This window comes from Alishewanella sp. HL-SH05, assembly GCF_052655985.1.
In genome coordinates, this window is the sequence record NZ_CP199753.1 from 3,694,993 (window position 1) to 3,717,143 (window position 22,151).

Genomic DNA, 22,151 nt, shown 5'->3' on the forward strand with positions numbered 1-22,151 from the left:
GCAAGTGCAGTAGCAACTGCTATATTTTATCGTCGTCATTCACGCCCTGCTATTGCAGGGCGTGGTGTTTTTAATCATGGCTAATGACTCACAAGTGGCCGCTTTCCAACACCGGCATCACATAATAACGAAACCCATTATTACCCGTTTTAGCTGAGCGACATTGTCGCAATTGCACTATAACTTGCTCACGCAATAGTTTGTTCACTATCACTTCAACACGACATAACTGCCGATAACCAACAACCTGCTCCAAGCGGTCAAATTTACTATTATCACGGCTATGGCCATCTAAGGTGACAATAGAAAAACCACTCAGATCGTCAATAGCCAATAAACTATCCACCACGGCATCGCGTTGCTCTAACGGAAAAAACACATATAGCATCTCAAGTTCTGTCATGACGGCCTCTTAAACGCGCATACATTAAAGGAAGTAAAAATAAGGTGGTCAGCGTTGAAGTAATTAAACCGCCAATCACCACTATCGCCAGCGGTCGCTGAATTTCAGCTCCTGGCCCCGTGGCTAAGGCTAACGGGATCAATCCTAACATAGCCGTTGTTGCCGTCATCAAAATAGCCCGTAACCTATCGCCGGCGCCTGCTATAACCAACTCTTTAATGTCGTTATAGCGTTCATCAATACTTTGAAAATGTGACAGCATCACCACACCATTAAGTACAGCCACCCCCAGTAGGGCAATAAAACCTACCGATGCCGGTACCGATAAATATTCACCGCTAATAAACAACGCCAACACGCCCCCCATCAGGGCAAAAGGGATATTGGCATACACCAGCCCCGCAATCGCTAAAGAGCGAAAGGTGGTGAATAAAATCAGCACGATCACCAGCAAAACCAACGGCACGATCATGAGTAAGTTATTGGTTGCTCGTGCCTGATTCTCAAACTCACCGCCATATTCAATGGTGTAACCACTGGGTAAACTAACCGCTTGGCCAACTTGCTGTTTTAACTCTTCAACAAAACTGACGATATCACGACCACTCACATTACTTGTGACCACCGCAAAACGACTGCCATTTTCACGCTCAATTAAACTCGGGCCGAACTGCGTTTCAATGGTAGCGACACTCGCTAACGCGACCACACTGCCATTTGGCAAACTTATCGGCAAAGTTGCTAACTGTTCAAGATAACTCACTTGATTAGGTTGCTGGCTACTACTAAACAATAAGGGCGTTTTAATCTTACCATTGGTAATTTCACCCACCTGCAAACCATCAACAAAGATCCGTAAACGTCGAGACAACTCTTCGGTAGTAAGCTGATAACGCGCCGCAACCTCAGGCCGTAGCCGAACATTCACAAATTCACCGCCATCAATAATGGTGGTTTGTACATCGACACTACCACTCATTTGCTCAGTCGTGTGAGCAATGCTTTGTGCTAAATGACTGAGAGTTGCCACATCGTCACCAAACACTTTGACCGCAACATCGCCAGAGGTCCCCGTGAGCATTTCTGAAACCCGCATCTGAATGGGCTGAGTAAAGTTGAAATTAATCCCCGGATACTCTTGTAAAATAGTGCGGATTTTCTCGGTGAGCGCTTCTTTAGACGACACCTGCCAAGTTGTAGCGGGGTGCAATTGCATGAACATGTCGGTTTCATTTAAACCCATCGGATCCATCCCGAGTTCATCTGAACCGATGCGAGCAACAATTTGTTTTATTTCAGCTACATCACGCAAAAGCCGCTGGCTAATTTGGCTATCGACCGCTAAAGATTCGCTTAAACTGACGTCAGGATGCTTTTCAAGCTGTACGATTAAATCGCCTTCATCCATAACGGGCATAAAGGTTTTACCGACAAAGCTCGCCGTCAAGCCCGTCCCCATTACTAGCAGTAGCGCCATAATCAACCAAGGCGCAGGACGCTGGATAACCTTGGTTAAGGCGTGTTGATAGCGCTGTAATAGCCATTGCAAAAACTTCGGCGCAGGTTTATCTGACACTTTAATGAGACTTACCGCCAGTACGGGGATAACACACAAAGCAATCACTAACGAAGCCAGCATCGCAAAGACAATAGTCATAGCAACAGGCGAAAACAATTTCCCCTCTAAACCTGTTAGCATTAACAAAGGGGCAAATACGATGATCACAATCGCCGTACCCGCAATAACCGGTTTGGCGACCGCTAAGGTTGCGCGATATACGCGATGTGCTACTGGCGCATGACGTAATTGCTGACCTTGGCTAACAATGTTTTCCACCACCACCACCGCCGCATCCACCAACATGCCGATAGCAATAACAATACCGCCTAAAGACATTAAATTTGCGGTTAACCCAACCTGATCCATGGCTAAAAAAGTGATCGCCACAGCCAAAGGGATCGCGACGGCAACCACTAAGGCCGCCCTAACATCTGCCAAAAAGATAAATAGCACCACAATGACCAGCAATACCGCGGCAAACAAAGCTTCAAGAATGGTACTCACCGCCGTTTCAATTAAGGTCGCACGGTCATAAAACACATTGAGCTCACTCCCCTCTGGCAAGGTCATACTAATTTGATCCAATTTAGCTTTGACCGCGGCCACGACCTCACTGGTATTCGCCCCTTTCAGGGCGATAATCATCGCTTGTGCGGTTTCTTTGCCATTATGCGTCACACCACCAAAACGCGCTAAATGCCCTAAGCTCACTTCGCCTAATTGCGCGAGGGTAATCGGATTGCCATTCGCATCCGCAATGGTGAGTTGGCTTAAATCAAAAGCATCAGTTAGTTTGCCCTCGGTGCGAATAACTAAGGTATTGGTACCGCTATTAATTCGGCCAACACTGCCATTCATATGCTGCAGTTGTAACCAGCTAATTAAATGCTCTAAGCTTATTCCAGCTTGCTGTAAACGCACTAAATCTGGATTAAATTCATAGGTTTGTACATACCCCCCCATCGTTGCCACTTCGGCAACGCCAGGCACAGTGCGCAGCAGCGGTCGGATCTGCCAATCTAAAACATGCCGCCGCTCAGTTAACGATAAATTAGGATTGTTATAGCTGAACATAAAAATTTCGCTCAGCGGAGTACTCATTGGCGCCAGCCCACCTTCAGCGATATCTGGTAAGCTGCCCCAAACCCCAGCTAGACGTTCGCTAACCTGTTGCCGGGCCCAGTAAATATCAGTACCTTCAGTAAAATCGATAGTTATAGAGGTAATGCCGTATTTGGTGGTCGAGCGCAAGATACTTTGATCAGGGATCCCTAGCAACTCAGTTTCTATCGGCTGGGTAATTTGCGCCTCAACTTCGGCTGTCGTCATGCCGGGTGCACGAATGATCAACTTGACCTGTGTTGGCGAAATATCGGGAAAAGCGTCTATCGGCAAGCGCTGCCACGCTTGCACCGCAAGCGCAATCACAAGCACAGTAAGCGCCAGCACAAAGAGCTTTTGCGTTAAAATAAAACGTAATAATGCGGCCATACTCATTCGCCTCCTAAACCTAAGTAATGGCCATATACCGCACTTACTGATTGAATTAGTACCTGATCTGCCGGGGCTAACGCTTCACTCTGCACCCAAAAAGCGCCTGCGTCTTTGCCTAAAATTGACACTGGCACCAAACGCAAGCTGTTAGCACTTTTTAACCAAAGATGCTGCTGACTATGATGACGAACGATAGCGCTAGTGGGGACACGATATACCGCCTGCGCATAAACTGGCGTAACATTAAGTTGTTGCTGCCAATTAAGTTGGCAAGCCGATTCACTCGCCACGGGTGCCGTCCACCAGCGGCGCGCAAAGCCTTCGCTTACCGCTTCAAAGCGCTCAATTGCCAGCTGACAATTTTCAAAACGTATCGCACTGGGTTGAAAAGGTTGCTCGACTAAGGTTCCTGTTAAGCGCAGCTGTGCCTGATCCAAGATGCTAAATAACACAGGCTCCGACGCATCAGCACTTAACACTAAACCGGCGATTGGCGCGGTGAGGATAATACTTGAATGATCAGCACTTACTTGGCTAATCCGTTCATAAAAATGATCTAAATGTTCAAACTCCAGCATTGCAGCCTGATAAGCCAAGCTAATTTCTTGCCATGCACTGGCTCCAATGGCTTTTTGTTTGAACAACTGTTGATTATCGTCATAACGCTTTTTAACTAACTGAAAATAACTTTTACGCGCATCATATTCTGTTAAAAAATGATGCACTTCGCTTCCGGCTAACTGCATTACCGGCTGGCCAGCCTCGACCACGCTGCCGGGCTGCGCTAACCATGTCATCTCAGCGCTTTCAATCATTCGACCAACCGGCCGAGCACTGCCAGTGTAAGCACTGGCTTGCGCCAACAAAGGCTGCCCCGCGAAATCGCTAGCAAGGCTCACCTCTGCATAACGCAAGTTTAATGCCCCTAACGCTGAAATGGTTACTTCTGCAGGTTCTGATTGGGCAACACTTTGCCCACTAAGTACCAATAACACACCGATGGCTGCCCTTTGACATCCTTTGAAAAATACATTCATAACATCACTCCGGCAGTTTGATTTAATTTGGCGATACTGGCTTGTACTTGAATTTCTAAGAGCACAAGTTGCAACTCGGCTTGCAACAGTTGCTGCAGCCGCTGCTGTGCCACATCAGCGTTAATTTCTTGGCGCTCTAGTAATAACAACAAACTGGCTTTTGCTTGCCGGCGCAAGGCGTCGTCATTTTTTAAAAGGGCTAACTGCGCTTGTTGCGTCTTTAGCTCGGTTCGTGCGGCGCTGTGCTGCTGTTCAATTTCCCGCTGTGAATCACTGTAATCATTGAGCCATTGCTGATAGTCCAACTGAAAAGTACTATTCGCCAACTGGTTTGATTGCTCGCCAATTGTTAAAGGAATATCCAGCTGCAGACCTATCTGATTATCGTTTTGCTCAGCATTGTTAACACGTTTTACCCGTGTGGTTAATTGCCAAGCGCTATTGGCTGGAGAATTTGCTTGTTGCTGTAATTGCAACTGTTGCTCTTGCAGTAACAGCAACTGTAAACGAGGATGCTGTACTAACTGAAAATCAGCCGTGGGCTCTTCTGCAGTCATATTAGGCAAGTTAGCCTGCCCTGTTAACTGCTGTAGCTGTTGCTGCGCAATCAGTAATCTGGCAGCGCTATCTAACTGTTCTAATGCCAGCTCTGTCGCACCTTGTTGATACAAGTATTGATGATAACTTTGCATTTCACTTGCTTGCCCTGGGCTACGCAATTTTTCGATAAAGTGCTGATAAATATCCAATTGCTCGGTTAAGAGCTGCTGTCTTTTGCGTTCTAATACGATTTGCCATACCGTATCGCGAACTAAGCCACTGGCAAACCAACGACGATATGCCAGTAAACTGGCTGTCAGGCGTTGTTGATTATCTAATACATCTTCGTCTAAGCGCACTCGGCTAGGACTTTTTAAGGGGAGATTAAGCGCTAACTCGATCTCATCACTGCCACCTTTACTTCTGCTGTTCAGCAACCCTGCAGATAGCACCGGCGCATCCGCCAGCCACGTTGAGATCCAAGGCGCAGGTTGATGCAGTGCTTGACGCTGTAACCTTTGTTCAGCAGCATCCGTTAATTGACTTAACGAAGACACCGGCTGCAACTCTGTTGACAGCATTTGCGCAATACCATGACATGGCAACATCACCAACAACGCAACACAACAACCCAATAACGGTTTGACAATCTTCATGAGAGCACCTCTATGCATCCTTCCTTGTTAATTCATCATTTGAGCAAAGCGTGCATTTCAATTTCACTCCAAAGCCAGCTTCAGTCGTTAGCGCTGCTCGCGATACAACCAAGAAGGTAATAACACTTCAGCTAACGCTTGGTTTTTAGTTTTTGCCGTCACTTCGCTATCGCTGAGTGTCAGCCGCTTTTGTGCAAAATCATAATACCCGCTCACCGCCTGACCATCGGGCTTTAAAATGGTGATGTTCGGGCTGCCATCTGGCTTTTGCTGTAACGGCGCAAAATACTGATCAAATTGCAATAAAGTCCTGCCTAGCGTAGAAGCATCACGACTAAAATCGCGCCCGAACAAAGGTGCTTATGCACTGACACCTTGCAGCAGAATCTGGCTTAGCTCACCGGTTGCTAAAACGCGCTGATACTGCCAGAACACCAAACCCAAACGATTTATGGACAATAACAACAAACCGCCAATCAGTAATGCCAGCAAAGACAAATAAGGCCCACTAAAACGAATCAACCAACTTAATTTGGGCATATCGTCTCTTCTACTTAACAAAGCAAGCGAAATAATAAACGCGAAAACTTAATCAATTATTAAGATTGTCGCGAAACAACCAAAACCAAAATGTAAATATAAGGAGAGCAAAAAGTTAAAAATAAAAATTTCAAACCATATATTTTAGGTACAACCTAAGTTTGCTGTGACCAATCATTTTTTATGATTAATTCAATCAATTTTATTTATTTCTATTTGTTATAAGCATATACTATATTGATATAACATTAATGTCTAATGTAATGAAGATAAACTCACAAGGATCTTATTATGACTGAACAAAGGGTTAGCTTCCCGCAACTCAACATGCCAGCGCCGGCCTTTAATGCCAAAACCACTCATGGCATGAAGACCTTAGAAGACTATAAAGGTAAATGGTTAGTATTATTTTCACACCCAGCAGATTTTACGCCAGTGTGTACTACTGAATTTATGGGTTTTGCTACACGCGCTGATCAATTTGCTGCATTAAATTGTGAGCTTTTAGGTCTATCGATTGATAGTGTGCATTCACATATTGCTTGGGCTCGGAGTATTGAAGAAAACTTTGGGGTAAAAATTACCTTTCCAATTATTGCGGACTTGTCGATGGCTGTCGCCAAAGCATACGGCATGATTCAGCCAGGTGCGAGTGATACGGCTGCGGTACGAGCCACATTTATTATTGATCCAAATGGTATTTTACGTGCCATGGTGTATTACCCAATGAGTAATGGTCGCAGCATTGATGAGTTTTTAAGAGTGTTACGGGCATTACAAACTAGCGATGAACACAAGGTCGCGACTCCTGAAAATTGGCAACCTGGTGATGATGTTATTGTGCCACCGCCAGCAACTATGGCAGAGGCTGATATACGTAAAGATCAAGGTTACCAGTACATCGACTGGTACTTCAGTAAAAAATCATTGTAATTAACCTTTGATGTCAGCCTCTGCTGACATCGCTTTTTTTGAGAAAACCATGATCCAAATTAAGATTTCTCTAATTGAAAAAGTTTTAATGCCGCTCATTTTATCTATACTGATGACTTTCGTGATCTCGTTGGTCAGTACCCTTAAAGCACTAGGCTTTAACGATATAACGCTAGTCGGTTGGATGTCAGCATGGCTTTGGTCATGGTTAATCGCCTTTCCAACACTGTTAATGGTGCTGCCCATCGTTAAAAAGTTCATCCAAATACTTATTATGAAACAACACGCAAACGCCAACCAAACGGCACGTTAACCGTTTTTGGTTGCACTGGAGCAATCTATGGAACTCGACCCGCTGTTACTCTCGCGCATACAATTTGCCTTTGTTGTATGTTTCCACGCGATCTTCCCAGTCTTTACTATTGGCCTTGCCAGTACTATTGCTGTGTTAGAAACCTTATCATACAAAACCGGTAACCCGATGTGGCAACGCTTATCCAAATTTTGGATCCAAGTGTTCGCGGTTGTCTTTGGCATGGGCGTGGTCTCCGGGATCGTCATGTCATTTCAGTTCGGTACCAACTGGAGCAACTTCGCCTACGCCACCGCCAATTTCCTCGGCCCCGTGCTCAGTTATGAAGTGGTCACCGCCTTTTTCCTCGAAGCGGCGTTTCTAGGCGTACTACTCTTTGGCCGCGATAAAGTCCCCCAAGGCGTGCATTTATTCGCCGCTATTATGGTTGCCACCGGCACCTTTATTTCTTCATTCTGGATTTTATCAGCCAACTCTCTTATGCAAACCCCAGACGGCCTCGTGCTACGTGATGGGATGTACCATGTTGTCTCTTGGAGTGATGCGCTCTTTACCGCCTCGTTTGCCTATCGCTTTATGCACATGGCCTTAGCCTCTTTTTTAACCGCCACGCTCGTCGTTGCCGGTGTCAGTGCTTGGTTCTTAATTCAAAAACGTGAAGTTGACGCCAACCGTAAAGCCTTGTCTATCTCATTGTGGGTACTCCTGTTACTCGCCCCTATTCAAGCTGTCGTCGGTGATTTCCACGGCTTGAATACCCTGAAGCATCAACCGATGAAAGTGGCCGCGATGGAGGGCAACTGGACCACCCGTGAAGGCGCACCCCTACTGTTGTTCGCCCTACCAGACCAAGACGCCCAAGAGAATCGCTTTGAAATCGGTATTCCAAAGCTTGCCAGCTTTATCCTAACCCATGATTGGAATGGCACCTTACCCGGCTTAAACGAAGTCCCCTTAGCTGAACAACCGCCTGTCTTTATTGTGTTTTGGGCCTTCCGAGTTATGGTCGGCTTAGGTGTGCTGATGATTGGTGTCGGCGTATGGGGCTTTATATTGCGCTACAAAGGGCAATACCATCAATCACGCGCCTTCTTACAAACACTGCGCTTGATGAGTATTACACCCTTTTTAGCGGTGCTGGCTGGCTGGGTTGTTACCGAAACAGGCCGAGCCCCTTGGTTGATTTATGGCCAAATGACCCACGCGCAAGGTTTAACCCCCTCATTAACCGGCGGTATGGCCTTATTTACCTTAATTGGCTATATCGTGGTCTATAGCTTAGTGTTTAGCGCAGGGGTCTATTACTTATTGAAAGTGTTTAGAGGCGGTTTAGAAAAAGCCAATGCCCCACATGAAATGGATGAGATTGAACGGCCTAAACGCCCCTTCTCAGCCGCGCACGCCGGATTAGAAGGAGATAACTAATGGCACAACCCTTTGATTTAACTTTAATATGGGCCGGCATTATCGCCTTTGGTGTCATGATGTACGTGCTCATGGACGGCTTTGATTTAGGCCAAGGTATTTTATTTCCTTTCGCACCCAGCGAGCATCATCGTGATGTCATGATGAACTCCGTCGCGCCCGTGTGGGATGGTAACGAGACATGGCTCGTTTTAGGGGGCGCAGGCTTATTAGCCGCCTTCCCGCTGGTTTACTCAGTGTTTCTGCCCGCGTTATACATCGGCGTTTTTCTGCTCCTCGCCGGCCTGATTTTCCGGGGCGTCGCGTTCGAATTTCGCTTTAAAGCCAAAACCTCACGCTACCTATGGAATTGGGCCTTCGCCGGTGGCTCGATTGTCGCCTCCTTTGCCCAAGGCGCTGTAGTCGGTGCCTATATTCAAGGCTTCAAAACAGAAAACTTCCGCTATGTTGGCGGCGCGCTTGATTGGTTAACGCCCTTTACCGTCATTACTGGCATTGGCTTAGTCGCAGGTTATGCCCTACTTGGCGCCACTTGGTTAATTATGAAATCTGAAGGAGAAGTACAGCAGTGGGCCTATAAAATCGCCCCGCGCTTGTTATTAGCAGTCCTCGTGGTGTTTGCTATTATCAGCGTGTACACCCCTTTTGTTGACCCACGCGTCATGTCTCGCTGGTTTGATAGTATCTCGTTACTGTGGCTGTTACCCCTCTTAGCGCTATATTGTGCTTGGGTGGTTTTTCAAGCTCTGCGCAAGCAAAAAGAAGGCACCCCTTTTGTCGCGACCATGGGCTTATTTCTGTTTACCTATCTGGGTTTACTCGCCAGCAAATGGCCCTACATGGTGCCGCCAGATTACACCTTGTGGGATGCCGCATCAGCGTTTGAGTCACAGTTGTTCTTGTTAATTGGTTTCTTATTTGTTATCCCGCTAGTCTTAACCTACACAGCTTGGACTTACTGGGTCTTCCGCGGGAAAGTTAAACAAGGTGGATATCATTAAGTGACTAAGACGTTAGCTGACTCCTTAGCTGAAGAGTCAGGTGTTGAGGCTCGTAACCTTACCGCGAAGGGATCAGCACTGCTGATCGCTTTGCGAAAACAACAACAAACACGTTTGTGGTTAAGCGTGTTTGCTGGAGTTATCGCCACAGTCTTGCTAGTGATTATTTGGTTTTTAGCCGCGTGGCTCATTGATCAACTGATTATTCAAAATACCATCACAGCAGACCGCAAACTCGTTATCTCGATCTTGGGCATCACTTTATTATGGCTGCTGCGCAACCAATTGCTTTTCTGGCAAGAGCGCTTAGCCCAAGACGCGAGTAGCCGTATTAAAAAAACATTACGCCAAAAAATGTTGTTGGCATGGCAAATTGTTGGCATCTCGCAATTACAGCGCTCGCCCAGTGTTTATGCCAGTCATTTACTTGAAGATGTTGATGCCTTAGACGGCTATTACGCCCGCTACTGGCCACAGCAGCAATTATTATTGCTGTCACCTCTGTGCATCTTACTTGCTATTAGTTGGACTGATTGGTTAGTCGGCTTATTATTGTTGTTTAGCGCACCACTCATTCCGCTTTTTATGTCACTAATTGGCATGGGTGCAGAGCAAATCAACCAACGTCATTTACTTCAGCGCCAACGATTAGCGGGGCATTTTCTTGACCGCCTAAAAAAAATCGCGCTCATTGCACGTCTAGGCGCGGCCGCACAAGTACAAGATGAAGTAGCAGCACGCAGTCAAAGTTATCGCCGACTCATTATGCAAACCTTAAAAGTCGCTTTTTTGTCGTCAGCAGTATTAGAGTTTTTTAGCAGTGTCGCGATTGCTGCTGTGGCCATTTATATCGGTTTTGCTTTATTCGGAGCCATTGATTTTGGACCTGCACCGCAATTAACGCTGAGCACCGGGTTATTTATTTTGGCGCTGGCCCCAGAGTTCTTTCAACCGATCCGTCAATTCGCGCAGTCTTATCATGACAAAGCCAGCGCTTTAGCTGCGGCAACCGAAATCTCTAACATTATAAACATCACAACAGAAGTGCCAACACCAAGCGCAACAGCCATGGTCGGGGCCTTAGACGTTACAAACTTAACCATTAAAAACCCCTCTGGCCAATCACTAGCAACAAACTTGAACTTTTATGTCGAACCGCAGCAATGCTTATTGATTACTGGTCCATCGGGTGTTGGTAAAACCACGTTATTAAAAACACTCGCGGGGTTAATCCCGGTTGCAGCAGGTAAAGTCCAATTTAACCAAGTTTCACCGTCACAGGTCTGTATTTATTATATGGCGCAGCGTCCTTGGGTAGTAAATGGCTCAATTAGACAGAATCTTCAACTTCTAAGCGGGCCCGTTAACGATGCCGCTTTACTTAACGCCCTTAACAACGTTGGGTTAGCCAAACTATGTCCAACCGTATCAGCACTTGATCAACTTATTTCAGAGAGAGGTGAGGGTTTATCGGGTGGGCAATTACAACGTATCGCTTTAGCCAGAGCCTTTCTTGTACCCTATGGCCTTATGCTGTTAGACGAACCAACCTCTAGCCTTGATCTGGAAAGCCGACGCTATGTTATTCAAGCCTTGCATACACTTAAACTCACTTGCACGCTTGTTATTGTAAGCCACGATAGCAAACTACAAGCACTCGCGGATCAGCATCTGGAGTTGCTAGAGGTAACAGATGCCATCTCATAAAAATCTGCAAGCGCTCCGTTTTTGGCTCGATATTTTTCTGCAACAAAATAAACATCGCTTAGTGTTGGGCGCCTTACTCGCTATAGCGACTGCGCTATCAGGTATCGCATTACTCGCTTTATCCGGCTGGTTTATCACGGCAACCGCGGTAGCCGGTGCGGCACTGCTGCTTGGAGGCATATTTATGTTAGATATTTATTTGCCAGGTGGCGGCATTCGCTTTTTCGCTCTCAGCCGTACCGTCAGCCGCTATTTTGAAAGGCTGTATAACCACGACACCGTATTACGGCAACTGGCTAAAAGTCGAGTAGTGTTATTTAAAGGCTTACAGCAATTACCCCGATCAACGAGTAAACATTTTTCCGACACGGATTGGTTAAGCCGACTAACCGCAGAGTTAGACTCACTGGATAATCTTTATCTGCGCTTGCTATTGCCCCCCATAATAAGCGTAATAGCCTCGGTATTTTTTTTCGGAATATTAGCAATTTGGCTGCCCAGTTTTTCGCTATTTACGCTTGGCTTATTACTGTTATTTATGGCGATTGCACTTAGGTTGTTTGGCAACGCCAACGTAACCACAGGCCGCGAGCTTGCTCAACAGTTTACAGACACTCGCGCCGAAGTGGTTGCTCACATTGATGGTTTAGCGGAACTTTATGCCAGCAAAACTACCGCGTTTAATCAACAACCTTTACTCAAAAGCATTGAGCATATTTATCAATTGGAAAGTCGTCTCCAACTGATGCAAGCCCGTTTACAGCTTGGCGTTAATACGATGCAAGCTGTCGTTTTTGCAGCATTATTACTCAGTGTACTGGTCGCTTTTGTTGCCGGAACACTAACTGGGCCACTTGCCGTGATGTTTTTACTTGGCTGGCTTGGTGTAGCTGAATTGCTGACGGGTTTACCACTGCAATTTAGCCACCTCGGTAAGACCGTTTATGCAGCCAAACGCCTAGCTGGCTTTGCGCAAACACCTGCGCCTCTGAGCCCCTTAACTAAACAAGTGTCTTGCATACAGTGTGAAATTTTTAACCACCCGCAGATAACGAGTAGCAAGTTACACCCATTATCACTGCGTCTCACCAAACAACAGCCGTGGTTATTGCTCACTGGCGTCTCAGGATCAGGTAAGTCGACGGTTGCCGCAGCGTTAGCGGCTGAGCACACGTCACCACACATTACGCTTAGTATTAACCAAACTGACCTAACAGCTGCTGAAACACAGCCATATCGTCAGGCTGTTGCTTATTTAGAACAACAGAACGCCATTTTTGCCGACACATTGCGTTACAACCTGCAGCTTGGCTTAGCACCATTGACTGACGCTGATCTTTGGCAAGTATTACGCTTAGTTGAATTAGACGAGTGGGCAAGAACACTTAGCCAAGGTTTAGATACATGGCTGGGTGATGTAGGCCAGAATCTTTCGGGTGGTCAAGCAAGACGGCTGACCCTTGCCCGCTTAATACTGCACAATCCTATGCTGATTATTTTAGATGAGCCTTTTAACGGCTTAGATAGCACAATGGCTAAGCGGATTTGGCAAAATATTTTACCTTGGCTGCAAGGTCGATTCGTGCTGTTGCTGCTCCATCATAAACCAAGCGATTTTAAAGATATCGCGCAATTTGAGCACAAAATACTACACTCAAGCTAAGCACACAAAATACGATTAAATATTTTTTATTTAACAACGCAGGAGAACACAATGTCTTTTCACTCTTGGTTAGTGCTACCCATAGCATTAAGCATGTTATTTTTTAATGCACCGTCTCTAGCGCAAGACTCGACAACGCCTGTAGAACAAGTAGATTTAACCAAAAGCCAATTAGGGCTTTATCTCACCGCGAAAGAGGCCTATCAACTTTTAGAAAATGATCCCAAAGCCATATTGGTGGATGTCAGAGATCCGGTAGAAATTAAATTTACTGGTTTTGCTCAAGCGACCAAAGTGCATGTGCCATTTCAACTAACCGATGTCAGTTTATGGAATGAACAAGCACAATCATGGGCGATGCGCCCTAACCTTCATTTTGATCAAGAACTGTTACAAAAACTGAATCAACTTGGCGTGGCTAAAGATGCCAATATCATCATGATGTGTCGCAGTGGTTCAACGCGAAGCGCTCCTGCCGCAGATAGATTAGCCGTTTATGGTTACAGTAAAGTATGGTCAGTCAGCGATGGCTTTGAAGGCACGACTGAAAAAACAGGCTTATCGAAAGGTGTACGTAAGGTAGATGGCTGGCGTAATTCTGGTTTACCCTGGAGCTATAAGATCCCAGAAGGTGTTGCTTGGAGACCTCAACAATAAAACATCCCGATATATAGCTAAGTTAAGGCTTTAACTATGCAATAGTAACACTCAGCTTTGCCCACACTGACACAGAACTTGCACTGTAACTTGTCAAAATGTATTTCGCTTAAAATGGCATGTCTTGTTTGATGACTTTTAATAACATACGGTCACTTTTTAAAATAATTTAAATTTAATCGGTAAGCTAATTTCAACTTGCACAACGGACATGCAACCACTATATTAGATTATTCTTTATTTGCATAAGATATTCCAAATTGGAATAACTTGCCGACATAATACTCTGGTGCTCATGTCACCAGCTTGGAGATATGATGAACACAGACAACACAACTAGAACCAAAAACTATGATGTTGTAGTGATTGGCGGTGGCGCTGCAGGGTTAGCTACCATTGCTAGCTTACTAAAACGACAACCTTCCCTCAAAATCGCGCTAGCTGAACCAAGTGATCAACATTATTATCAACCTGGCTGGACCTTAGTCGGCGGTGGAGTTTTTAAGCAAGCAAGAACCGTGAAAAACATGGCAGATTTGATACCGGCTGCCGTCACTTGGTATAAGAGTGCTGCAGCAAGTTTTCAGCCGGAGCTTAATCAGGTTGTACTACAAGATAATTCGACCTTGTCTTATCGTGCACTGGTTGTTGCCATGGGTTTAAAATTAGATTGGTCTGCCATCCCAGGGCTAGCTGACAACTTAGGTCAACACGGGGTTACATCCAATTATGCACCGGGCTTAGCGCCTTATACTTGGCAGTTAGTTCAGCAACTGCAACAAGGTACAGCCATATTTACTCAACCACCGATGCCGATAAAATGTGCCGGTGCGCCACAAAAAGCCATGTATTTATCCTGCGATCATTGGCTACGCAATCACGTCTTAAAAAATATCAACGTGCATTTTTGTAGTGCTGGCGCGGCGATATTTGGTGTAGCAGACTATGTGCCTGCTTTACAACAATACATTGAAAAATACGCTATCAATTTAAACCTTCAAACGAATTTAATCGCGCTTGATGCCTCAAGCCAAACCGCATACTTCAAACAAATACAAGCAGATGGCAGTAGTAAAGACATTGAAAAACACTTCGATATGTTGCATGTAACACCGCCGCAAGTAGCACCCGATGTATTACGCCAAAGCCTGTTAGCAGACAACGCCGGCTGGATGAATGTTTTTCCAGATACCTTGCAACATCAACAATGGCCAAATGTATTTGCTCTGGGTGATTGCGCCAACACCCCTAATGCTAAAACCGCCGCTGCGGTGCGTAAGCAAGCTCCCGTGGTAGCAGAAAACCTCATAAAACTGCTAACCAACAAACCCATGCAAGCTGTTTATGATGGCTATGGTTCATGTCCACTAACGGTAGAACGTGGCAAAATTGTGCTAGCTGAGTTTCTTTATGGTGGCAAAGTAGAACCTACCTTTCCTAAGTGGTTAGTCGATGGCACAAAACCCTCCGCTCTATCATGGTTTTTAAAAGAAAAAATGCTCCCACCACTGTATTGGTATGCCATGTTAAAAGGTCACGAATGGCTGGCAACACCAAGTTATCGTGACGATTTACCGCAAGATCGTCATCAAAAAAATCAACTTAAATAATTTTTACCCACTGCCAATTAATGGAAGAACTATGCGTATTTTTTTATTACTTTTATTGTGTGGTTTAAGTCAGATGGCTAATGCTGTTGCTAACGATCATAACCTTGATAGCCTAAAACTCGACGCTCAAACCCGCATTAAAGGTTTTGCGACGGAACTCAAAAGTGCGCTCGGCTCTGCCATTAAGCAAGGGGGTCTGTCTGCCGGCGTTGCGGTTTGCCAAGAACAAGCACCGATGATCGCCGCAAAATGGTCTACTGACGGCTGGGAAGTAGGCCGCACCAGCTTACGCGTTCGTAACAGCGCAAATATTGCCGATCCGTGGGAGCATAATATCTTACAAAGCTATATCACTGCCTTAGCTGCAGGCGCTGATGCAACTGAGCTACAACATGCTGAAATAGTTAACAAAGGCGAAGGTTCATCATTTCGTTACATGCAACCGATTATGCTCGAGCCAGTTTGCCAAGCTTGTCACGGTAATATGATTACTGAGGCGGTACTTCAAACAATCCAAGAACATTATCCAGCAGATTTAGCTACTGGCTTTGAGATTGGCGAACTTCGCGGTGCCTTTACACTTAAAAAGCGTCTGTAGCACCTTTATGAAGATTGACGTCACGCTAGAGCTTGTTGACGCTTCAAAGCAGATAAAAAAATTTTGTAGTGATTCACCGACATGACTTTGAATAAAGACTATTGTTTATATTCAGGATCCTTAATATAACGGAGTAACAAATGAAAGCAAACGTAGGCTCGCTGGATAAAACACTGAGAATTATCGCTGGGATATTGCTGATTGCGCTCGCGGCAACCGGTTATATTGGTGTTTGGGGTTGGATTGGTGTGGTGCCACTAGCCACCGGTTTATTTAACTTTTGCCCACTTTACAGTTTGATTGGCATTAAAACCTGTAAAATTCCCTAAGCTAAAAACGATAAGGGCACCTGAATATCCTAAGTGATTTAAGCCTTAAATAACCTGATTTATCAGGGCGTTTTAAGGCTTTTAAGTTAGCTCTGCTTGATTAACGCTATCGCTGGCACGACGCCGACAAGCAAAAATCATGCGTTACTAACAATACCGCACAACCGCGTTGCTCATTCACCTTGCAGAACAGCGCAGTGGGCATATCGAGGATGCCGGTCGGTTCATCAGCTCACAACTAAGCCAATAGCCAGCGCATAATATTGTTACTGATCGTGCTCTGTACTTACGCGATTACGACCATGCGTTTTAGCATGGTACAGTGCACTATCTGCGCGTTGGTAAATACTCTTTTTGGTATCCGCGTCAGCCACTAAGGCAATGCCAAAACTGGCGGTGATGGTAAAGGCAAAACCACTGATTTGTTCAATACTGCTGCGATGTCGTTCTGCAGCAATGCGAGCGGCAGCCAGATCGGTGTCGGGCAATAAAATGGCAAACTCTTCGCCACCAATGCGTACCAAAATATCAATTTCGCGAATATGCTGGCGCAGTTGTTGCGACAAGGCTTGCAACACGGTATCGCCCATCGCATGACCGTGAATATCATTGATGGTTTTAAAAAAATCGATATCCACTAAAATTAAAGCAAATTGCTGCTGGTTACGTTGATATTGGGCAAGCAATAGATCCAGTTGCGCCTCATAATACCGTCGATTAAATAACCCAGTTAACGCATCCGTCACCGACAGCGTTTCTAAGCCCGAATTCAGTATAAGTAGCTCTTGATGCTTCGCCAGCAATTCACTTTGCGCTAACTGCAACTGCTGATTAAGATCATCTTTTTCTGCATTCGCTTGTTCAGCTTTGCGTCGTTCGGTGAGTAATTGTTCTTCAATAAGCTGCCGGCGTAACATGCGCAGCACGACAAATACATAATAATCCTGATCCTGCTGTTGCACGCGTTGGGCGTTGACCATTACAGGTAAATCGTGACCATTGGCCTGTTTTAATATGATCAATTTTTCTTCAATCTGCCCGTTGGTTTGTAACGTGGGCAGTATATGCCCGAGATAGACTAACTTAGTAGCCGGGGTAAAGACTCGGGTTACCGTATTATGCAACAACTGTTGCTGCGGATAACCCAGCCAATCACAAAACAGCGCATTAACTTGTTGGATGGTATTTTTTTGGTCCAGCAGCATAATGCCGCAAGGCAACGATGCCAGCTCGAGACTAACACTCACTACTGATTTCCTTACGAATGGCAGCAATAACAGCACCAGGGTTAATCAATTGTGGATAATGCCCAGATGCCGCTAACTCCATAATTTTGGCATTCGGAATATGCTGCTGCAGATACTCAATAACCTGCACGGGAACAATAATATCTTCAAGACAATACAGAATCGTCACTGGCACTGATACGGCTGGCAATTGCGGCCGAATATCACAGTAAAAGGTCACGTTGGCAAACTGTAACGAAATTACCGGATCGGAGCGCATAAAGCTGAGTTTCAGCTCATCGACGCTTTTAGCATCATCTGTTTGCCCTATGACCTTTGGCGCCAAATAGTTAGACCATTCGAAATAGTTTAACTCCATCATCGCTAGCATACCGGCGATGTCACTGGCTTCAAAGCCACCAAAATAAGCTGGTGGGTCATTTAAATAGCGTGGCGAAGGACCAATAGCGATGATTTTTTTAAATAATGTAGGCTGCTTTATCGACGCTAATAGCGCAATCGCACCACTGACCGAATGCCCCACAAAAATAATGTTGTTTAACTGTAAGCTTTGGCATAACTGCAGTAAATCATCCGCATAAGCTTGCAAATGGTTATAACGTTTCTTGTTATAAGCCCCAAGATCTGATTTACCACAGCCGATATAATCAAATAGCACCACACGATACTGCGCGTAAAAGGCCGGGGTAACATGCTGCCAAATATCTTGATCACAACCAAAACCATGCCCAAACACCAGCGTTTGCTCACCTTCGCCATGAATGGCAATATTGTGTCTACGTATCACCTCAGTTGCAGTTGTTGCATTAAAATTGGGCTGCTCGGTCTGAGCCATAAAACCTCACTGTTGCACTAGCTTTGGTGCAAATCGCTTTGCATCGTAAACTCCATTTGCTCGTGCACATTAATTGATTGCTTTAGCCTAGCTTAACCGTCATGCGCTGTCAGTAGTATCAAGAAAGTACTTACCACATTTTCAGTCGTATCGCGAATAAACACGGATAGCTCAATCTCTGTTATAACCGCCCTATCTTTACTGCGGCTAAGTTGGGCAGCCATTACCGTTATAAAAACAGTAAAAAATGTTAAACTGGCTTGGCCTTTATCGGCTCTGACCACGCGTTCCATAAAATGTTTGATTAATCTGGTGATTAATTGGCGTGTTATGCTTTTTTGTTCATAGGATAGAACTGATGTCAGCTAAACAAATGTCTGTTTTTACGCCGCTTTTTTGGGCATTGCTCCTGGTATTATTGACTCATTCGAGCAGGGCAGTCGCTGCAGAATCATGCTCATTAGTCTCTCACGACTCGCCTATGGCAGAAGTGTTAACCGCAGCTGAAAAATCGAGCATTAAACTCACCCCAGGCCTTAATCAATTTACTCTGCGATGTGACCTTAATCAGCCGGGTGTGTTTTCATTTCAGCGACATGGTTTAAACCGCTTTAGCTGGCAGCAGGCCGGCATAACGCAATCACCGATCCCATCAGGTGAAGTGACATTTCAAATTGATCAAGGCGAGTTTTCGGCGTTACTTAGCATAGATTCCAAATTTGCGCACAACCCACGCTTTCAATGGCAACCGCTGACAGACTTTATGCTGTCTAGCCAAAAACATAATCTTATTATGGGCTTATTTTACGGTTTAAGTTTTACGTTAATGCTCTATGTGCTGATAATCAGCCGTAAAGTACCCGACAAGGCGTTAAAACTTTACAGCGCCTACATCTTTTGTATCACCAGTTTTATCTTGCTGCAGGAAGGCCAGTTATTTTTGTATATTGCCAGCCATCTATTAAGAGAAATCCATCTCGCCTATTTACTCAGTATTGGTTTAACGGTGGTCAGTGCCACTTGGTTTATGTGCGAAATTTTGAAAGTGAACACTGACTTTCCAAGAACGAGCCTCATTTTTAAAACCATGTCTCTGATCGTCTTGTTCAGTTGCTTGCTTAGAATGGTCATTGAAAACCATCCGTCGGCCACCGCCGCCGCTATGTTGATGAGCTATGGTACCTTGGCATTGGTCGCCGCTATTTTTGCCAGCGCGCTGTGGCAATGGCAACGACGAGTGAGTGAGGCAGGTTTGGTGTTCTGCGCCCTTAGTATTGTGCTCATTAGTATGATCTTTCGGATTGTATTATTAGACAGCAATATCTTTGTGCAGCGCTATGGTTTCATTATTGCCTTTGCGGTTGAAAGCCTGATGTTAGCCATAGCCGTGTCACGACGTATCGGCCGCATTGCTATGGCAAAAGAACGTGCTGAAAACGAAGCGAATATTGATATGTTGTGTAACATATTAAATCGCCGAGGTTTTAGCTTAAAAGCCCAACATTTAATGGATTATCAACGCCAAAATGGAGACTTACTGGGCATTTTTTATATTGATGTTGATAGCTTCAAACAGCTCAATGACACCTATGGCCATCACGTTGGTGACACAGCCTTAAAAGAGATTGCCCGTTATTTGCAAAGCCAAATGCGCATGGAAGACGCCGTAGCACGCATCGGGGGTGATGAATTTGTTGCCCTGGCCTGCTTTAGATCACAGCACGAAATCGTTGCCAAACTCGATGAATTACAAAAACATTTTCAACAATTTACTATTAGCCTGCATCAGCAACACTTTTCGGTATCGGCGAGTATCGGTTACGCCATGTTTAGCACCGTGCCCGAAACGCTAGAGGCTCTCTTAGCTGCTGGAGATGCTGCCATGTATCAAGCCAAATCACAACGCAAAGCGCTGGTTTTAGCCAACACACGCTGAACTGGCGTCATAACCTTGCGCCAGTCTTCATATAGTTACCCTTTCTATGAGCCGCTGACTCTAATTGCAGCAGCGGCTTAAGCCGCAACTTCTTGAGTGCACTTAACCGACTACCGGTTGATCACTTGCTGCCACGCTAATGCGGTCTATACTTACTATGCTCGGTTTTCACAACACAGCAGGATGGACGCCATGCATCGCACCACCTCGGAACGACTGAAAAGGATCCAACAGTACTTAGGTGTAGAACCCGATGGGGTTTTGGGTGGACAAACCCTTAGCGCCTTAGAAAAACGCTTGCTACCGATTGATGTTCGCCTTGAGCAAGCAACAAGCATTTCGGCCACGCCCCCGGCCATTACACAAGGCCTCACCCTTTCTAAAAAGGGTATCGACTTAATGATTCAGCACGAAATTAGCTCTGAGCAGTACTATCAGGCCAAACTCATTCATCCCAGTTGGCCCGGCGGTGACTCAGGTATCACCATCGGTATTGGCTATGATTTAGGGTATGCCAGCACAGCGCAATTTGAACGCGATTGGTCAGCCCTACTCCCAACATATGATATCGCTAAATTACGCCGTGTTTGCGGCAGCAAAGCCGCCAGCGCAAAGCGTTTGCTAAGCTCAGTTCAAACACTGGTTATTCCACTGTCAGCCGCTAAACATGTATTTGTCCATGCATCACTGCCTCTTTATGCCAGTAAAACTCAACGCACCTTTCCCGGTGTCGAAAAGCTGCATCCCGATGCACAAAGCGCGTTATTGTCTTTGGTTTATAACAGAGGTACCAGCATCAGTGGCGATTCTCGCCGTGAGATGGCGGCAATACAACCTTTGGTTCTACGCCAAGCCTATCAAGACATCGCTCAACAAATCATCAATATGAAACGCTTATGGCAGGGCCGCGGGCTCGATGGTTTATTACATCGGCGTGATGATGAAGCAAGGTTAGTCATGCAAGCTGCGCGCACCTATCAAGCCGATGAATTAGTGCAGGTGGCGTAAATGAGTAACAACATGGCACAACTACAAAAAATTTATGCGGCATCGCAAGCCAAACACCAGCAATTTACTGAGCAAAGCGGTTTTCAGTGGCAGGAATATTCTGGCTGCATGGTGCTAAGTGCCAACACTGAACTGCCGGATGTGCTGCAGTTTCGCTCTCCCTTTAATCCAACAGGCTATACCCCAGTAATCAACAAGGTTGGATTACCCAAAACCACAGCCTTAGCAACCTTGCAACAACGCTACGGAACGACCTTTACTCATGCTATCAGTATCTTGTTTTACTAACTGCTAAAAGAGGCGAACACTTATGTCCACGTTTAAACAAGCCATGTCTAATCTCGCAAACGCCGTACAAGACTTATCCAAATTAGATGTCATTACCTTTGAAGGCTCCGTCACATTAGAGGGCAGCGATCCGGAATTAGTCCGATTCTCCGATGTCATGGCCAAAGCGAAAGGCAATACCACGGTTAAAGTCAAAGTACTCGCCAGCACCCAAACCAGTATTGATGGTGATATTGTCGCTTTTTATGACACAAATATTACCGAGGCGCAGCGTTTAGCCCATGCTGATTTAGTACAAGCCGGCGCCGAATCGCGTAAAGCCACCATCGATTTTGTGAAATCTATCGTTGGCGATATCGCAGATCTCTAA

23 protein-coding genes are annotated in these 22,151 nt (G+C 45.5%); 14 read left to right on the forward strand and 9 right to left on the reverse strand.

Annotated features, from left to right (window positions below):
• Positions 1-88: 88 nt before the first annotated feature.
• From ACUJFL_RS16850 to ACUJFL_RS16875, 6 genes are all read right to left on the reverse strand, one after another.
• On the reverse strand, positions 89-403 hold the full coding sequence (locus tag ACUJFL_RS16850) for a DUF3240 family protein (RefSeq protein WP_445428082.1): 315 nt from the start codon (positions 401-403) through the stop codon (positions 89-91).
• Complete coding sequence (locus ACUJFL_RS16855) at positions 390-3,461, reverse strand: efflux RND transporter permease subunit (protein ID WP_445428083.1); 3,072 nt, start codon at positions 3,459-3,461, stop codon at positions 390-392. Before ACUJFL_RS16855 ends, ACUJFL_RS16850 begins: the two co-directional genes overlap by 14 nt.
• Entirely contained in the window at positions 3,458-4,495 is a 1,038-nt protein-coding gene (locus ACUJFL_RS16860) for a hypothetical protein (RefSeq protein ID WP_445425579.1), read from the reverse strand. Before ACUJFL_RS16860 ends, ACUJFL_RS16855 begins: the two co-directional genes overlap by 4 nt.
• The gene (locus ACUJFL_RS16865; RefSeq protein ID WP_226751929.1) at positions 4,492-5,691 is read right to left on the reverse strand and encodes a TolC family protein; all 1,200 of its coding nucleotides are present in this window, start codon (positions 5,689-5,691) and stop codon (positions 4,492-4,494) included. The genes ACUJFL_RS16860 and ACUJFL_RS16865 overlap by 4 nt, the downstream gene beginning before the upstream one ends.
• A gap of 87 nt (positions 5,692-5,778) precedes the next feature.
• Positions 5,779-5,994, reverse strand: coding sequence for a hypothetical protein (locus tag ACUJFL_RS16870; RefSeq protein ID WP_445425581.1), 216 nt, complete (start codon positions 5,992-5,994; stop codon positions 5,779-5,781).
• Between the two features lie 57 nt (positions 5,995-6,051).
• Positions 6,052-6,231, reverse strand: a complete 180-nt coding sequence (locus ACUJFL_RS16875) for a hypothetical protein (RefSeq protein ID WP_226751928.1) — start codon at positions 6,229-6,231, stop codon at positions 6,052-6,054.
• Positions 6,232-6,522: 291 nt separating this feature from the next.
• On the opposite strand from ACUJFL_RS16875, the gene ACUJFL_RS16880 reads away from it, so the two are divergent.
• From ACUJFL_RS16880 to ACUJFL_RS16925, 10 genes are all read left to right on the forward strand, one after another.
• Positions 6,523-7,164, forward strand: coding sequence for a peroxiredoxin (locus ACUJFL_RS16880; protein ID WP_445428084.1), 642 nt, complete (start codon positions 6,523-6,525; stop codon positions 7,162-7,164).
• Positions 7,165-7,276: 112 nt separating this feature from the next.
• Entirely contained in the window at positions 7,277-7,477 is a 201-nt protein-coding gene (locus ACUJFL_RS16885; RefSeq protein ID WP_306177963.1) for a DUF2798 domain-containing protein, read from the forward strand.
• A 27-nt stretch (positions 7,478-7,504) separates the two neighbouring features.
• Positions 7,505-8,902 carry a cytochrome ubiquinol oxidase subunit I gene (locus ACUJFL_RS16890; RefSeq protein WP_445428085.1) on the forward strand — a complete coding sequence of 466 codons (1,398 nt, stop codon included), beginning with the start codon at positions 7,505-7,507 and terminating at the stop codon, positions 8,900-8,902.
• Positions 8,902-9,903, forward strand: a complete 1,002-nt coding sequence (gene cydB / locus ACUJFL_RS16895; protein ID WP_226751924.1) for a cytochrome d ubiquinol oxidase subunit II — start codon at positions 8,902-8,904, stop codon at positions 9,901-9,903. Before ACUJFL_RS16890 ends, cydB begins: the two co-directional genes overlap by 1 nt.
• A complete protein-coding gene (gene cydD / locus ACUJFL_RS16900) occupies positions 9,904-11,610 on the forward strand; it encodes a thiol reductant ABC exporter subunit CydD (protein WP_445428086.1) in 1,707 nt (568 codons plus the stop codon). It begins immediately after the preceding gene.
• The gene (locus ACUJFL_RS16905) at positions 11,597-13,273 is read left to right on the forward strand and encodes an amino acid ABC transporter ATP-binding/permease protein (RefSeq protein ID WP_445428087.1); all 1,677 of its coding nucleotides are present in this window, start codon (positions 11,597-11,599) and stop codon (positions 13,271-13,273) included. Before cydD ends, ACUJFL_RS16905 begins: the two co-directional genes overlap by 14 nt.
• A 51-nt stretch (positions 13,274-13,324) precedes the next feature.
• Positions 13,325-13,930, forward strand: coding sequence for a rhodanese-like domain-containing protein (locus ACUJFL_RS16910; protein ID WP_445428088.1), 606 nt, complete (start codon positions 13,325-13,327; stop codon positions 13,928-13,930).
• Positions 13,931-14,247: 317 nt separating this feature from the next.
• Entirely contained in the window at positions 14,248-15,540 is a 1,293-nt protein-coding gene (locus ACUJFL_RS16915) for an FAD-dependent oxidoreductase (protein ID WP_445428089.1), read from the forward strand.
• A 31-nt stretch (positions 15,541-15,571) separates the two neighbouring features.
• A complete protein-coding gene (locus ACUJFL_RS16920) occupies positions 15,572-16,138 on the forward strand; it encodes a Tll0287-like domain-containing protein (RefSeq protein ID WP_306177935.1) in 567 nt (188 codons plus the stop codon).
• 140 nt (positions 16,139-16,278) lie between these two features.
• The gene (locus tag ACUJFL_RS16925; protein ID WP_226751918.1) at positions 16,279-16,467 is read left to right on the forward strand and encodes a YgaP family membrane protein; all 189 of its coding nucleotides are present in this window, start codon (positions 16,279-16,281) and stop codon (positions 16,465-16,467) included.
• A 266-nt stretch (positions 16,468-16,733) separates the two neighbouring features.
• On the opposite strand, the gene ACUJFL_RS16930 is transcribed toward ACUJFL_RS16925, so the two are convergent.
• From ACUJFL_RS16930 to ACUJFL_RS16940, 3 genes are all read right to left on the reverse strand, one after another.
• Positions 16,734-17,714, reverse strand: coding sequence for a diguanylate cyclase (locus ACUJFL_RS16930; protein WP_445428090.1), 981 nt, complete (start codon positions 17,712-17,714; stop codon positions 16,734-16,736).
• The gene (locus tag ACUJFL_RS16935; protein ID WP_445428091.1) at positions 17,704-18,549 is read right to left on the reverse strand and encodes an alpha/beta fold hydrolase; all 846 of its coding nucleotides are present in this window, start codon (positions 18,547-18,549) and stop codon (positions 17,704-17,706) included. Before ACUJFL_RS16935 ends, ACUJFL_RS16930 begins: the two co-directional genes overlap by 11 nt.
• 92 nt (positions 18,550-18,641) lie before the next feature.
• Entirely contained in the window at positions 18,642-18,842 is a 201-nt protein-coding gene (locus tag ACUJFL_RS16940; protein ID WP_445428092.1) for a hypothetical protein, read from the reverse strand.
• Positions 18,843-19,030: 188 nt separating this feature from the next.
• Here ACUJFL_RS16940 and ACUJFL_RS16945 point away from each other — a divergent pair, with 188 nt between their 5' ends.
• The 4 genes from ACUJFL_RS16945 (at position 19,031) to ACUJFL_RS16960 (ending at position 22,151) form a co-directional block, all read left to right on the forward strand.
• Entirely contained in the window at positions 19,031-20,485 is a 1,455-nt protein-coding gene (locus tag ACUJFL_RS16945) for a sensor domain-containing diguanylate cyclase (RefSeq protein WP_226751915.1), read from the forward strand.
• Between the two features lie 192 nt (positions 20,486-20,677).
• Positions 20,678-21,493: a hypothetical protein gene (locus tag ACUJFL_RS16950; RefSeq protein ID WP_226751914.1), complete on the forward strand. Its 816-nt coding sequence runs from the start codon at positions 20,678-20,680 to the stop codon at positions 21,491-21,493.
• Complete coding sequence (locus ACUJFL_RS16955; protein ID WP_226751913.1) at positions 21,494-21,781, forward strand: hypothetical protein; 288 nt, start codon at positions 21,494-21,496, stop codon at positions 21,779-21,781.
• Positions 21,782-21,803: 22 nt separating this feature from the next.
• Complete coding sequence (locus ACUJFL_RS16960) at positions 21,804-22,151, forward strand: hypothetical protein (RefSeq protein WP_306177938.1); 348 nt, start codon at positions 21,804-21,806, stop codon at positions 22,149-22,151.

What these genes read in the sequence shown, in the direction of transcription:
- ACUJFL_RS16850 (WP_445428082.1), bottom strand. Translation starts at nt 403, where the DNA reads ATGACAGAACTTGAGATGCTATATGTGTTTTTTCCGTTAGAGCAACGC.
- ACUJFL_RS16855 (WP_445428083.1), bottom strand. Translation starts at nt 3,461, where the DNA reads ATGAGTATGGCCGCATTATTACGTTTTATTTTAACGCAAAAGCTCTTT.
- ACUJFL_RS16860 (WP_445425579.1), bottom strand. Translation starts at nt 4,495, where the DNA reads ATGAATGTATTTTTCAAAGGATGTCAAAGGGCAGCCATCGGTGTGTTA.
- ACUJFL_RS16865 (WP_226751929.1), bottom strand. Translation starts at nt 5,691, where the DNA reads ATGAAGATTGTCAAACCGTTATTGGGTTGTTGTGTTGCGTTGTTGGTG.
- ACUJFL_RS16875 (WP_226751928.1), bottom strand. Translation starts at nt 6,231, where the DNA reads ATGCCCAAATTAAGTTGGTTGATTCGTTTTAGTGGGCCTTATTTGTCT.
- ACUJFL_RS16880 (WP_445428084.1), top strand. Translation starts at nt 6,523, where the DNA reads ATGACTGAACAAAGGGTTAGCTTCCCGCAACTCAACATGCCAGCGCCG.
- ACUJFL_RS16885 (WP_306177963.1), top strand. Translation starts at nt 7,277, where the DNA reads ATGACTTTCGTGATCTCGTTGGTCAGTACCCTTAAAGCACTAGGCTTT.
- ACUJFL_RS16890 (WP_445428085.1), top strand. Translation starts at nt 7,505, where the DNA reads ATGGAACTCGACCCGCTGTTACTCTCGCGCATACAATTTGCCTTTGTT.
- cydB (WP_226751924.1), top strand. Translation starts at nt 8,902, where the DNA reads ATGGCACAACCCTTTGATTTAACTTTAATATGGGCCGGCATTATCGCC.
- ACUJFL_RS16905 (WP_445428087.1), top strand. Translation starts at nt 11,597, where the DNA reads ATGCCATCTCATAAAAATCTGCAAGCGCTCCGTTTTTGGCTCGATATT.
- ACUJFL_RS16910 (WP_445428088.1), top strand. Translation starts at nt 13,325, where the DNA reads ATGTCTTTTCACTCTTGGTTAGTGCTACCCATAGCATTAAGCATGTTA.
- ACUJFL_RS16915 (WP_445428089.1), top strand. Translation starts at nt 14,248, where the DNA reads ATGAACACAGACAACACAACTAGAACCAAAAACTATGATGTTGTAGTG.
- ACUJFL_RS16920 (WP_306177935.1), top strand. Translation starts at nt 15,572, where the DNA reads ATGCGTATTTTTTTATTACTTTTATTGTGTGGTTTAAGTCAGATGGCT.
- ACUJFL_RS16925 (WP_226751918.1), top strand. Translation starts at nt 16,279, where the DNA reads ATGAAAGCAAACGTAGGCTCGCTGGATAAAACACTGAGAATTATCGCT.
- ACUJFL_RS16935 (WP_445428091.1), bottom strand. Translation starts at nt 18,549, where the DNA reads ATGGCTCAGACCGAGCAGCCCAATTTTAATGCAACAACTGCAACTGAG.
- ACUJFL_RS16940 (WP_445428092.1), bottom strand. Translation starts at nt 18,842, where the DNA reads ATGGAACGCGTGGTCAGAGCCGATAAAGGCCAAGCCAGTTTAACATTT.
- ACUJFL_RS16945 (WP_226751915.1), top strand. Translation starts at nt 19,031, where the DNA reads ATGGCAGAAGTGTTAACCGCAGCTGAAAAATCGAGCATTAAACTCACC.
- ACUJFL_RS16950 (WP_226751914.1), top strand. Translation starts at nt 20,678, where the DNA reads ATGCATCGCACCACCTCGGAACGACTGAAAAGGATCCAACAGTACTTA.
- ACUJFL_RS16955 (WP_226751913.1), top strand. Translation starts at nt 21,494, where the DNA reads ATGAGTAACAACATGGCACAACTACAAAAAATTTATGCGGCATCGCAA.
- ACUJFL_RS16960 (WP_306177938.1), top strand. Translation starts at nt 21,804, where the DNA reads ATGTCCACGTTTAAACAAGCCATGTCTAATCTCGCAAACGCCGTACAA.